Here is a 12,079-nt window from a genome sequence, read left to right on the forward strand (position 1 = left end):
GGCGTCGGTGCGCTTCGAGCGGGGTACCGACCAGGAGGGGCTCGAGCGGGCCGCGGCGCGCGTCTGCGAGCTGGCCGCGGCCGGGGGCGCGGCCGTTGCCGCCGCGGGTGCGCTCGATGTGCGATCCGCGCCGGTGGCACCGGTCGTCGTCCGTCTGCGGACCGAGCGCGTCAACGCCATCCTGGGGACCGATCTCGATGACGATGCCGTGGCGGGCTACCTGGCGCCGCTGGGCTTCGATGCGGCGAAGGAGCGTCCGGGACTCCACCGGGTGACGGTGCCGACGTTTCGGCCCGACAGCACCAGGGAGGTCGACCTCATAGAGGAGGTGGCGCGCCTCCACGGTTACTCCCGCATCCCTCTGCGGGTGCCGGCGTCGCCGAATGTCGGCCGCCTCACCGCCTACCAGCGCGATCGGCGCCACGTGCGGGGGATCGTCGCCGGCACCGGGGCCAGCGAGGCCTGGACGGCGTCGTTGCTGGCGCCGGGAGACCACGGAGCCGTCGGCCTGGAGGGCCCGTCCGTGGAGGTCGAGAACCCGCAGGCTGTCGAGGAATCGGTGCTGCGGCGGACACTGCTACCCGGCATGCTGCGGGCGCTGGCGTTCAACCTGTCCCACCGCTATCCCGACCTGCGTCTGTTCGAGATCGGTCACGTGTTCGGGTGGCCGCTCCCGGGGGAGCAGCTGCCCGACGAGACCGAGCACCTGGGCGTCGCCCTGGCGTGGCCGGAGGACGACGCCCGGTCGGCCGTCGTGGTGTGGCGAGCGCTCTGCGACGCGCTGCGGGTCGAGTCGGTGTCGATGGAGGCGGCGCCCCGTCCGGGACTCCACCCATCCCGCAGCGCCCGCCTGGTCGTGCGCGAGACCGGCGCCGAGCTCGGTGGGCTCGGTGAGGTCGATCCGGACGTGATGCGCGCCTTCGGACTGGGCGCCCGGAGCGGGCGGGTCGGTTGGATCGAGGTCGACCTCGGTCGCCTCCTCGGCGCGCCCCGACGCCCGCTCCAGGCTCGACCCGTGAGCCGCTTTCCGTCGAGCGACGTCGACCTGGCCTTCGTCGTCGACGACGCCACGCCGGCCGGGGCCGTGCAGGAGACCCTCGCCAGGGCCGGAGGCGACCTGCTGGTGGAGCTGGCCCTCTTCGACGTCTACCGGGGCGAGCCGATACCGCCTGGCCGGCGGAGCCTGGCCTTCCGGCTGCGCTTCTGCGCCCTGGACCACACCCTCACCGACGACGAGGTGGGTGAGGCCCGCCGCCGGTGCATCGAGGCCGTCGTGTCGGCCCATCCGGCCGAGCTCCGGGGCTAGCCGGTCACGGCCCCTCCGGGTCCCCGAGGTCGCCGCGCTCCAGGCGGTCGAGAACCTCGAGGGTACGCCCGCCGAGCCGGGAGGTCACCCGCGCCAGCGTGCCCGGCGAGAGCTGGTCCAGGAAGCAGAAGCCGACGATCTCGTCGACGTCGGCATCACCCGTCTCGGCCAGTGACTCGATGAAGTCCAGGCCGCGGTCGAGCAGCGCCTCGTCCCCCTCCTTGCCCAGTACCACGTCGTTGACGAGGTCGGCGAGCGCCCCGAAGACGACGTCCGCCCCGAGGTCGTCTTCATAGATCTCCACCAGCTCGTCGTACCGGTCCTCCAGCTCGGGTAGGGCCTGGCGCAGCTCATCCACGGCTCGGTGCTCGACGCCCTCGATCGTCGGTCGCATGCGGTCCTCCTCCGCTGTCCCCTTACGGGACGGAAACTACACGAAATACACGGAAGGGCCACACGGGTGGCGAGTTGCTGCGTCTCGTCCGTCGACGTTCAGAGGCGGCGGAGGATGCGCATGATCTGATCGGTGCGGTAGCTGGCCAGCTTCACGCTCCAGCAGTCGAGCGCCGAGCGCCTGGCCTCGTTGCCGAAGAACGTCGTCATCGGTCCTTCGAGTTGGTACGAGTCGGCACCCTCCACCCACTCGGTCGTCTCGTCGGCCAGCGTCACCTCGAATCCCATCTGCTTCACCTTCCTGGGCGTGCTCCTGCAGAGCCTGACGGTACGGGGATCGGCCTGTGGAGCGATAGACCATCAACCCTGTGGATATCGCCCGCTGTCCACAGCCCCGCAGCGCCCAGCCCTCCGGCCGGCCCCCTCGCATGATCATGCGAGCGTGTGTATAGTCATCGACATGCGGATCGGGATCGCCGGCGCGTCCGGCTATACCGGCGCCGAGCTGTTGCGGCTCTGTGCCGGCCACCCCCAGCTCGAGGTGGCCTGGGCCGGTGCCGGCACCCAGGCCGGGAGCCAGGTCGGCGAGCTGTACCCGAGCCTGGCCGCCGCCTATCCCGCCCTTCTGCTGGACGAGCTCGAGCCCGGCGCTCTCGATGGCCTCGACCTGGTGTTCCTGGCGCTGCCCCACGGCGAGGCGCAGGACCTGGTGGCGGACATCCGCAAGGGCGTCGGCGTCATCGTCGACCTCTCGGCCGACTTCCGGCTGAGGGACCCAGCCGCATATCCGTCCTGGTACGGCGCCGAGCACACCGCGCCCGAGCTCCTGCCCGCCTTCTCGTACGGCCTGCCGGAGCTGTTCCGGTCCGACCTGGTCGGCGCCGACCTCATCGCCGCGCCGGGGTGCTACGTCACCGCCGCTGCGCTCGCGCTCGCACCCTTCGTGCGCGCCGGCGCCGTCGAGCCCACGGGGGTGGTCGTCGACGCCGCCAGCGGGGTCTCGGGGGCGGGGCGACGGCTGGCCCGCACCACACAGTTCGGCACGGCCAACGAGGACTTCTCGGCCTACGGCCTCCTCGACCACCGCCACACTCCGGAGATCGAGCAGGCGACCGGAGCCCAGGTCCTGTTCACCCCGCACCTCGCCCCGATGACCCGCGGCATCCTGGCCACCTGCTACGCCCGCCCGACGGGGTCCATCGACACCGCCGAGGCGCTGGCGCTGCTCGGCGCCGCCTACGAGGGCGAGCCGTTCGTCTCCCTGCGCGAGACACCGCCGTCGACGAAGGCGACACTCGGCTCCAACGCCGCCCACCTGACCGCCCGTTACGACCCCCGCACCGGGTGGGTGCTGGTGCTGTGCGCGCTCGACAACCTGGTCAAGGGGGCCTCGGGCCAGGCGGTCCAGTGCGCCAACCTGGCGCTTGGCCTGCCCGAGACCACCGGCCTGTCAACCGTCGGCGTGTACCCGTGAGCGTCACCGCGCCCGACGGCTTCGTGGCGGGCGGTGCGGCCTGCGGGATCAAGGCGTCCGGTCAGCTCGACCTGGCTGTGGTCGCCACCGCCGACGCCAGGGCCGTGCCGGCCGCTGGGGTCTTCACCGCCAACCTGGCCCCCGCCGCCCCGGTGCTGGTGAGCCGGGCGCACCTGGCGGCGACCGGCGGCCGGGCTGCGGGCGTCGTCGTCAACGCGGGGAACGCCAACGCCGCGACCGGGATCGCCGGCCGCGCCAAGGCGGAGCGCACCGCGGCCTTGGTGGCCTCGACCCTGGGCACGGCATCGGAGGAGGTGCTCGTGTGCTCCACCGGGATCATCGGCGTGCCCCTGCCGTTGGAACGCCTCGACGCCGCCATCCCACCGCTGGTGGCTGCGCTCGTCCCCGACGAGGCGGCCGCCACCGCGGCGGCGACGGCGATCATGACGACCGACACCGCGGTGAAGGAGACCCGGGTCGAGGCGGACGGCTTCGTCGTCGGCGGAATGGGCAAGGGCGCGGCGATGCTCGCCCCCGACATGGCGACGATGCTGGCGGTGCTCACGACCGATGCCCTCGTCGATCCCGCCGCGCTGGCACCCATGCTGCGCGACGCGGTCGCGCGCTCCTTCAACGCCGTGTCCATCGACGGGTGCACCTCGACCAACGACACGGTGCTGGTCCTGGCCAGCGGCAGCGCCGGGCCGGTCGACGAGGAGGCGGTCTCCGAGGCTCTGCACGATGCGTGCGCCGACCTGGCCGGCCAGATGGTGGCCGACGCCGAGGGGGCGACGCGCGTGGTGCAGATCGCGGTCAGCGGCGCGGCCGACGATGCCGAGGCGCGGCGGGCGTGCAGGCGGGTGGCTGACAGCGCGCTCGTGAAGTGCTCGATGTACGGGGGCGACCCGTATTGGGGTCGGGTCATGAGCGAGCTCGGCAGCGCCGGGGTGTCGTTCGACCCCGAGCGGGTCAGCATCTCCTACGGCGGCGTGACCACTTGCCGCAAGGGGGTGGCCGCCGCCCACGACGATGCTGCCGTGCGCTCCCACCTTGCCGGCAAGCACGTCGAGCTTCATGCCGACCTCGGGTTGGGCAGTGGCGCCGCCGTGGTCCTGACCGCCGATCTGGGGCCCGGCTACATCGACGAGAACATGAGGACCTCGTGAGCGCCGTTGCCCTCAGCCAGCTGGACCCCGAGACCCGGGCCGAGGTGCTGGCCGAGGCTCTGCCGTACATCCGCCGCTTCTGGGGCAAGGTCGTGGTCATCAAGCACGGTGGCAGCACCACCCCGCCATCCGCGCAGCCGGCCGGGCGGGCCGCGGGCCACGCCGTTGACCCCGCGCTGGCCACGTTCGCCGAGGACGTCGTGCTGATGAGCTCGGTGGGCATGCGCCCAGTGGTGGTGCACGGCGGTGGGCCACAGATCGGGGCCCTGATGGCCCGACTGGGCAAGCAGGTCGAGTTCCGGGACGGCCTCCGGGTCACCGACGCCGACACCCTCGACATAGCCCGCATGGTGCTCGTGGGCAAGGTCAACCGCGACATCGTGGGGGCGATCAACGTGCACGGGCCGCTGGCCGTGGGGCTGTCGGGCGAGGACGCCGGTCTCATCACGGCTAGCGCCCATCCCGGAGAGCTCGGCTTCGTCGGCGATGTGGAGTCGGTCAACCCGGTGATCCTCGAGCGCCTGTTGGCCCAGGACCTCATCCCCGTGGTGGCGACGATCGGCACGGACGCGACCGGGCAGGCCTACAACATCAACGCCGACACGGTGGCCGGAGCGGTGGCCGAGGTGCTGGGCGCGGAGAAGCTGGTGTACCTCACCGATGTCGAGGGGCTGCGCCGCGACAGGGCCGACCCGGCGTCGCTGGTCCACACCACCAACGGCGACGAGCTGGAGGCCATGATGGCCGACGGCACCCTCTCGGACGGGATGATCCCCAAGGTCGCCGCGTGCCTGCGGGCCGTGCGCTCGGGAGTCGGCCAGGCGCACATCCTCGACGGGCGCCTCCCCCACGCGCTCCTGCTCGAGATCTACACCCGAGAAGGGGTGGGAACGCTGGTGAGCCCGTGACGAGCTCCATGCCAGCCTCCGAGGCCGACCGCGGCGGCCGGCCCGAGCGCAGCGTCCTGATGTCGACCTACCCGCCCACGCCGGTCACCTTCGTGCGGGGCGAAGGGACGCGGCTGTACGACGAGGACGGGCGTCGGTACCTCGATTTCCTCTCGGGGTTGGCGGTCACCGCGCTCGGGCACTGTCACCCGGTCGTGACCGAGGCGATCGCCGAGCAGGCGAGGACCCTCGTCCACGTGTCCAACCTCTTCGGCAATGTCGTGGGCCCCGACGTTGCCGCCACGCTGGACCGTCTGATAGGCGACGGCACAGGCGCCGGTGGGCGGGTCTTCCTCGCCAACTCCGGAGCCGAGGCCAACGAGTGCGCCATCAAGCTGGCGCGTCGCTGGGCGGGCCCTGGCAGGTACGTCGTGGTCAGCGCCTACGGGTCGTTCCACGGCCGCACCCTGGCGACCCTGCACGCCACGGGACAGCCGACCAAGCACGAGCCGTTCCAGCCCCTGCCAGAAGGCTTCCGCCACGTCGCGTGGGACGACCTCGACGCCCTGGAACGGGCGGTGGACGGATCGGTTGTTGCCGGAGTGCTGCTCGAGCCGATCCTGGGAGAAGGGGGCGTGAACCCGCCGGCGCCGGGCTTCCTCACCGCCGTGCGCCGGCTGTGTGACGAGCGCGGCGCCCTGCTCATGCTCGACGAGATCCAGACGGGCTTGGGTCGCACCGGAAGGTGGTTCGCCTTCCAGCACGAGGGGATCATGCCCGACGTCGTCACCATGGCCAAGGCCCTCGGCAACGGCGTGCCCATCGGCGCCTGCTGGGCTCGGGCAGAGGTGGCCGATGCCTTCAGGCCGGGCGACCACGGCAGCACCTTCGGAGGTCAGCCGCTGGCGGCCGCCGCGGCCAAGGCGACGCTGGCCGTGATGGAAGAGGCTGACGTCCCGGCGTTGGCGAGGACCTCGGGCGCGCAGCTTCGGGAGGGCCTCGACGGCCTGCCCGGCGTGGCCGGCGTGCGTGGACAGGGCCTGTTGCTGGCAGCCGAGCTGGAGGTACCGGTCGCCAAGGAGGTCACGGCCCGAGCGCTGGCCGCGGGCCTCGTCGTGAACGCCGTCACGGAGAAGGCCGTCCGCCTGGCTCCGCCCCTGCTGGTCTCGTCCGACGAGATCGAGGAGGCCCTGGCCATCCTGGGCCAGGTGCTGGGCGAGCACCGGGTGGCGGACCGGGGACCCCGGCGCGGGGGACCGCCCCCAACGGGGACGGCATGACCCGACACCTGCTCGAGACGGACGACCTGGCCGCGGACGAGTTGGCCGCCGTGCTCGACCTCGCCCGCGAGCCCCGGCCGAGACCGGTGCTCGCCGGCCGGGGCGCGGCCCTGGTGTTCGAGAAGCCGTCGAACCGCACCCGCAACGCCACCGAGATGGCGGTCGTCCAGCTGGGGGGCCACCCGATCAGCATCCGCGGCGAGGAGGTCGGGCTGGGGACGAGGGAGACAGCCGAGGACATCGCCCGCACGCTGGCCTGCTATCACGCCGTCATCGGCGCCAGGGTGCAGGACCACGGCAATCTCGAGCGCATGGCCGCCGCCCTCGACGCCTCGGGGACGGCGGTGCCGCTGATCAACCTCCTCTCCGACCGGGCCCATCCCTGTCAGGCCCTGGCCGACCTGCTCACGATGCAGGAGGTGCTGGGGGGGCTGCGGGGACGAACCCTCGCCTGGGTCGGTGACGCCAACAACGTGTGCCGCTCGTTGCTCCTCGGGGGAGCGCTGGCTGGGATGCGCATGCGCGTGGCGTCACCGCCGGCGTTCAGCCTGGATGACGCCGACGCTGATCGAATCGTGTCGCTCGGCGGCGACCTCGAGCTGGTCGAGCGGCCGGAGCTCGCCGCCGCCGGGGCCGACGCGGTCCACACCGACGTGTGGGTGTCGATGGGCCAGGAGGCCGATGCCGCCGCACGCCGCCGAGCCTTCGACGGGTTCACCGTGGACGAGGCGCTCATGGCCCGGGCGGCGCCCGATGCTGTGGTCCTGCACTGTCTGCCTGCCCATCGGGGCGAGGAGATCGCCGCCAGCGTCGTCGACGGGCCACGCAGCGTGGTGTGGCGTCAGGCCGAGAACCGTCTGCACGCCGCGCGCGGCCTGCTGCTGTGGCTGCTCGACGCGAAGCCGGACGGCGCCGCATGGTCGCCGGTGGCCGAGGCGAGCGGGGCAGCTGGAACACCGCGGACGGGTCGATGAAGTTGGCCAAGAGCCAGCGACAGCACCGCGTCGCCCGGATCCTGGAGGGCCATGCCGTGACGAGCCAGCCCCAGCTCGTCGAGCTGCTGGCCCAAGACGGCGTGGAGGCCACACAGGCCACGGTGTCGCGGGACCTCGAGGAGCTCGGGGCGGTCAAGGTCCGGGTGCCGGGAGGAGACAGCGTCTACGCCATCCCCGAGCTGCCCCGGGACCAGGTGGCGCCGGAGGACCATCTCCGCCGGGTGCTGGCCGACTGGGTGGTCGAGGTGGTGCACTCGGCCAACGTGGTCGTGCTGCGGACCCCGCCGGGATCGGCCCACGTGGTCGGGTCGGCGCTCGACCGGGCCGGGCTCGACGGGGTCATCGGTACCGTTGCGGGCGACGACACGGTGCTCGTGGTGGCCTCCGAGGGGGCGGGTGGGGCCGAGATGGCCCGACGGCTCGCCGCCCGGGCCGGCCTCTGAGGCCTGTGGGCTCGAGGACGAACAAAGAGACGAGAGGAGCGTTGCGTGCCCAAGCGAGTGGTCCTGGCCTACAGCGGCGGACTGGACACGTCGGTGGCAGTGCGGTGGCTGGGCGAGGAGATGGGCATGGAGGTCATCGCCCTCGCTGCCGACGTGGGGCAGGGAGGTGACTTCGACGGCCTCCGCCAGCGGGCGTTGGCCGCCGGCGCCGTGGAAGCAATCATCGTCGACGCGCGCGAGGAGTTCGCGCGCGACTTCGTCGCCCCCGCCCTGCGGGCGAACGCCCGTTACGAGGGCAAGTACCCGCTCGTGTCCGCCCTCTCGCGTCCTCTCATCGTCCGCCACCTGGTCGCCGCCGCTCGGGAGCACGGGGCCGATGCCGTCGCCCACGGCTGCACGGGCAAGGGCAACGACCAGGTCCGCTTCGAGGTGTCGACCCGTGCCCTGGCGCCGGACCTGCAGACCGTTGCGCCCGTGCGAGGTTGGGGGCTGACCCGCGAGCAGTCGATCGAGTACGCCGAGCGCTTCGACATTCCCGTCACGGTCACCAGGGCCAGCCCGTACTCGATCGACCAGAACCTCTGGGGGCGGACCATCGAATGCGGGATCCTCGAGGACCCGTGGTCCCAGCCGCCGGAGGAGGTCTTCGAGCTCACGACCCCCACGGCGGAGCAGCCGGTCGAAATGGTGCTCGGCTTCGAGGACGGTCTTCCGACCACGATCGACGGTCGACGACTGCCCTTGCACGAGCTGATCGGCGAGATCACCAGGGTCGTCGGCTCCTACGGCTGGGGTCGCGTGGACATGGTCGAGAACCGCCGGGTCGGCATCAAGAGCCGCGAGGTCTACGAGTGCCCAGGAGCGCTGGCCCTGCTGATGGCGCACGCCGATCTGGAGGACCTCACCCTCGAGCGCGACCTGGCCCACGAGAAGGCCCGCCTCGAGCCCCGCTGGGCGGAGTTGGTGTACGACGGGCTGTGGTACTCGCCGCTGAAGGGGGCCCTCGACGCCTTCGTCCTCGAGAGCCAGCGGCGCGTCGCTGGAGAGGTTCGGCTGCGTTGCGAGGTCCCCGGCCGCTGTTTCGTTGCAGGCCGCCGCAGCCCGGTCGGCCTGTACGACTACGAGCTGGCCACGTATGAGGCAGCCGACGCCTTCCACCACGAGGATGCGGCGGGGTTCGTGCGCCTGTGGGGCCTGGGGGTCGAAACGTGGGCGGCCCGACAGCCGCCCCCGTCGGGCCGGCCGCCACCGAGTCGATGAGCCTCTGGAAGGAGCGCTTCGGGGTGGCGCCCGCCGACCCGGTGGTGGCGTTCACCGAGAGCCTCTCGTTCGATGTCCGCCTGGCGGGCGACGACCTGTCCGGCTCCAGGGCGCACGTGCGCGGATTGGAGGGGGCCGGCATCCTCACCACCGACGAGCGTGACGACCTCCTCGCCGCCCTCGACCGGGTCGGGGCGGAGCTGGAGGGCGGCCACTTCGCCTTCGCCGAGGGCGACGAGGACATTCACACCGCGCTGGAGCGGCGGGTGACCGAGCTGGCGGGAGAGGTCGGGGCCAAGCTGCACGCCGGCCGCAGCCGCAACGATCAGGTGGCCACGGCGTTGCGCCTCTATACCAGGCGCGAGCTGCGGGACCTGGCCCGGGCGATCCTCAGGGTGCAGACGGTGCTGGCGGACCGGGCCGACGAGGCCGGTGACGCGTACCTGCCCGGGTACACCCACCTCCAGCGGGCGCAACCGGTCCTGCTGGCCCATCACCTCCTCGCCCACGGCTGGGCCCTGGCGCGCGACGTCGACCGACTCGTCGCCACCGTGGACCGGCTCGACGTGTCACCGTTGGGTGCGGGGGCCCTGGCCGGTTCCTCGCTGGCGCTCGACCCCGACGCGGTCGCTGCCGATCTCGGCTTCGCCAGCCGGTTCGAGAACTCCCTCGACGCCGTGAGCGACCGCGACTTCGTGGCCGAAGCCCTGTTCGATCTCGCCCTCCTCGGTGTGCATCTCTCCCGGCTGGGCGAGGAGGTGGCGCTGTGGTCGACCGAGGAGTTCGGCTTCCTCCACCTCCACGACACCTACGCCACGGGCAGCTCAATGCTCCCCCAGAAGAAGAACCCGGACGTGGCCGAGCTGCTGCGGGGCAAGGCCGGCCGCCTCGTCGGTCATCTGACGGGCATGCTGACCACGCTCAAGGGGCTCCCCCTCTCCTACAACCGGGACCTCCAGGAGGACAAGGAGCCGCTGTTCGATGCCGTCGACCAGGTCGGGCGGGCCCTGGCGGCGCTCGACGGGCTCCTGTCCACGGTTGGCTTCGACCTGGACCGCATGCGGACGGCAGCCGACAGCCAGGAGGCGGCAGCGGTGGACCTGGCCGAATGGCTGGTGGCGCGGGGGACGCCATTTCGTCAGGCCCACGGCATCGTGGCCTCGATTGTGCGCGACTCGCTCGAGCGTCACGTCCCCCTGCCCGAGCTGGTCGAGGGTCACCCCGAGCTCGGCGTCGAGGCGGTCGCCCTGTTGGAGCCGGGGGTGGCGGTGACCCGCCGCACCACCCCCGGTGGCGCCGGGCCCAAGCCGGTGGCGGACCAGCTGCGCAACCTCCGCCGCCGCCTCGAGATCGACACCGAGCGGGTGGGCCGTGGCTGAGCCGGCCGCCTCCCGGGGCTCAGCATCGACCCCCGCGTGGGCGGCGCTTTCCCGTGGCTTGTTCCTTGGAGACGCCCGTCAGGTGGCGCCTCAGCTCCTGAACAAGCTCGTGGTGCGGGACGGCGTCGCTGGGCGGATCGTCGAGGTCGAGGCCTATCGAGGCGCCGAGGACCCTGCCTCCCACGCCTACCGGGGTCCCACCAGGCGGAACGCCACCATGTTCGGGCCTCCCGGCCACCTGTACGTGTACTTCAGCTACGGCGTGCACTGGTGCGCCAACGCCGTCTGCGGTCCGGAAGGAACCGCTCACGCCGTCCTCCTGCGGGCCCTGGCTCCCGTCACGGGGGTGGAGCAGATGTGGGCCCGACGGTCGGGTGCCCGACGGGAGCGGGACCTGTGCAGCGGCCCCGGTAAGCTGTGTCAGGCGTTGGGAATCGGCCGGCAGCAGGACGGGGCCGACCTGGTCACCGGTGATGGGGGTGTGCTGCTCGCTGCTGACGAGCGCCCGCCGCCACGTCGCCCGGGGGTTGGGCCTCGGGTCGGGATCACCGTGGCGGCCGATCACCCGTGGCGGTGGTGGGTGCCGGGCGACGCCAACGTCTCTCGGGGCGGCCGCAGGCCACGGCGCAGGATGGACCCTTGACAGAGGAGGGGCGGGGGTCTAGGTTGTTCATTCGCCCGGTCGGCCCTACGGCCCACCGGTGCGACATCGACCGGGACCGAGCGAGGGCTACCTCGCCCCCTCGGAAGAGAGTAGGACCCGGCACCAACTCCCCCCCGGGGATGTGTGTCGCGTCGCTCCTTGAAAACGGAACAGAGGAAAGCCAAAAGCCAGTGCGGGGTGGTCGCGCGAGCGATCACCGAAGTCAATGCACAGAGACGGACAACATGTCCGTCCTGGTGCCGGTCGGCCGAAGGGATCAGTGTCCCGGAGGCCGGCTCTCCTGATCGTCGAGATCGCCTTCGGGTGATCTCCCTGATCTCGATGGAGAGTTTGATCCTGGCTCAGGACGAACGCTGGCGGCGTGCTTAATACATGCAAGTCGAACGGGACCCATCCGGTGGCAACACCGGAGAAGGTCCAGTGGCGAACGGGTGCGTAACACGTGAGCAACCTATCCCGAAGACCGGGATAACACCGGGAAACCGGTGCTAATACTGGATGTCCCCACCGGGTCGCATGGCCTGGTGAGGAAAGGAATTTTGCTTCGGGAGGGGCTCGCGGCCTATCAGCTTGTTGGTGGGGTAACGGCTCACCAAGGCCACGACGGGTAGCTGGTCTGAGAGGACGACCAGCCACACTGGGACTGAGACACGGCCCAGACTCCTACGGGAGGCAGCAGTAGGGAATCTTGCGCAATGGGCGAAAGCCTGACGCAGCAACGCCGCGTGGGGGATGAAGGCCTTCGGGTTGTAAACCCCTTTCAGCAGGGACGAAACTGACGGTACCTGCAGAAGAAGCCCCGGCCAACTACGTGCCAGCAGCCGCGGTAATA

The 12,079-nt window shown here is 71.7% G+C and carries 12 protein-coding genes and 1 rRNA gene; 11 read left to right on the plus strand and 2 right to left on the minus strand.

The genetic code is table 11. From position 1 onward, the window contains the following. Positions 1-1,306 (plus strand): phenylalanine--tRNA ligase subunit beta (locus VH112_12505; GenBank protein ID HEX4541055.1); only part of this gene is annotated, 1,306 nt, incomplete at its 5' end. Positions 1,307-1,310: 4 nt separating this feature from the next. On the opposite strand, the gene VH112_12510 is transcribed toward VH112_12505, so the two are convergent. Both VH112_12510 and VH112_12515 read right to left on the minus strand, forming a co-directional pair. Further along, complete coding sequence (locus VH112_12510) at positions 1,311-1,700, minus strand: hypothetical protein (GenBank protein HEX4541056.1); 390 nt, start codon at positions 1,698-1,700, stop codon at positions 1,311-1,313. Positions 1,701-1,798: 98 nt separating this feature from the next. Beyond that, a complete protein-coding gene (locus tag VH112_12515) occupies positions 1,799-1,987 on the minus strand; it encodes a hypothetical protein (GenBank protein ID HEX4541057.1) in 189 nt (62 codons plus the stop codon). A 172-nt stretch (positions 1,988-2,159) separates the two neighbouring features. On the opposite strand from VH112_12515, the gene argC reads away from it, so the two are divergent. The 10 genes from argC to VH112_12565 form a co-directional block, all read left to right on the plus strand. Next, complete coding sequence (gene argC, locus VH112_12520) at positions 2,160-3,173, plus strand: N-acetyl-gamma-glutamyl-phosphate reductase (GenBank protein ID HEX4541058.1); 1,014 nt, start codon at positions 2,160-2,162, stop codon at positions 3,171-3,173. Then, on the plus strand, positions 3,170-4,339 hold the full coding sequence (gene argJ, locus VH112_12525; protein ID HEX4541059.1) for a bifunctional glutamate N-acetyltransferase/amino-acid acetyltransferase ArgJ: 1,170 nt from the start codon (positions 3,170-3,172) through the stop codon (positions 4,337-4,339). Before argC ends, argJ begins: the two co-directional genes overlap by 4 nt. Further along, positions 4,336-5,247: an acetylglutamate kinase gene (argB, locus tag VH112_12530; GenBank protein ID HEX4541060.1), complete on the plus strand. Its 912-nt coding sequence runs from the start codon at positions 4,336-4,338 to the stop codon at positions 5,245-5,247. The genes argJ and argB overlap by 4 nt, the downstream gene beginning before the upstream one ends. Continuing rightward, entirely contained in the window at positions 5,244-6,506 is a 1,263-nt protein-coding gene (locus VH112_12535; protein ID HEX4541061.1) for an acetylornithine transaminase, read from the plus strand. The genes argB and VH112_12535 overlap by 4 nt, the downstream gene beginning before the upstream one ends. Then, a complete protein-coding gene (gene argF, locus VH112_12540) occupies positions 6,503-7,480 on the plus strand; it encodes an ornithine carbamoyltransferase (protein ID HEX4541062.1) in 978 nt (325 codons plus the stop codon). Before VH112_12535 ends, argF begins: the two co-directional genes overlap by 4 nt. After that, a complete protein-coding gene (gene argR / locus VH112_12545; GenBank protein HEX4541063.1) occupies positions 7,477-7,944 on the plus strand; it encodes an arginine repressor in 468 nt (155 codons plus the stop codon). Before argF ends, argR begins: the two co-directional genes overlap by 4 nt. Before the next feature lie 45 nt (positions 7,945-7,989). Beyond that, on the plus strand, positions 7,990-9,204 hold the full coding sequence (locus VH112_12550) for an argininosuccinate synthase (protein ID HEX4541064.1): 1,215 nt from the start codon (positions 7,990-7,992) through the stop codon (positions 9,202-9,204). Further along, positions 9,153-10,583, plus strand: coding sequence for an argininosuccinate lyase (gene argH, locus VH112_12555; GenBank protein HEX4541065.1), 1,431 nt, complete (start codon positions 9,153-9,155; stop codon positions 10,581-10,583). The genes VH112_12550 and argH overlap by 52 nt, the downstream gene beginning before the upstream one ends. Continuing rightward, complete coding sequence (locus VH112_12560) at positions 10,576-11,226, plus strand: DNA-3-methyladenine glycosylase (GenBank protein ID HEX4541066.1); 651 nt, start codon at positions 10,576-10,578, stop codon at positions 11,224-11,226. Before argH ends, VH112_12560 begins: the two co-directional genes overlap by 8 nt. A gap of 339 nt (positions 11,227-11,565) precedes the next feature. Then, positions 11,566-12,079, plus strand: a 16S ribosomal RNA gene (locus VH112_12565); the annotation flags it as partial.

It is taken from the genome of Acidimicrobiales bacterium (assembly GCA_036270875.1).
GTDB lineage: Bacteria > Actinomycetota > Acidimicrobiia > Acidimicrobiales > AC-9 > AC-9.

Excerpts from the sequence above, each read along its gene's own strand:
- argF (HEX4541062.1), top strand. The coding sequence starts at position 6,503 with ATGACCCGACACCTGCTCGAGACGGACGACCTGGCCGCGGACGAGTTG.
- VH112_12515 (HEX4541057.1), bottom strand. The coding sequence starts at position 1,987 with ATGGGATTCGAGGTGACGCTGGCCGACGAGACGACCGAGTGGGTGGAG.
- VH112_12510 (HEX4541056.1), bottom strand. The coding sequence starts at position 1,700 with ATGCGACCGACGATCGAGGGCGTCGAGCACCGAGCCGTGGATGAGCTG.
- argR (HEX4541063.1), top strand. The coding sequence starts at position 7,477 with ATGAAGTTGGCCAAGAGCCAGCGACAGCACCGCGTCGCCCGGATCCTG.
- argC (HEX4541058.1), top strand. The coding sequence starts at position 2,160 with ATGCGGATCGGGATCGCCGGCGCGTCCGGCTATACCGGCGCCGAGCTG.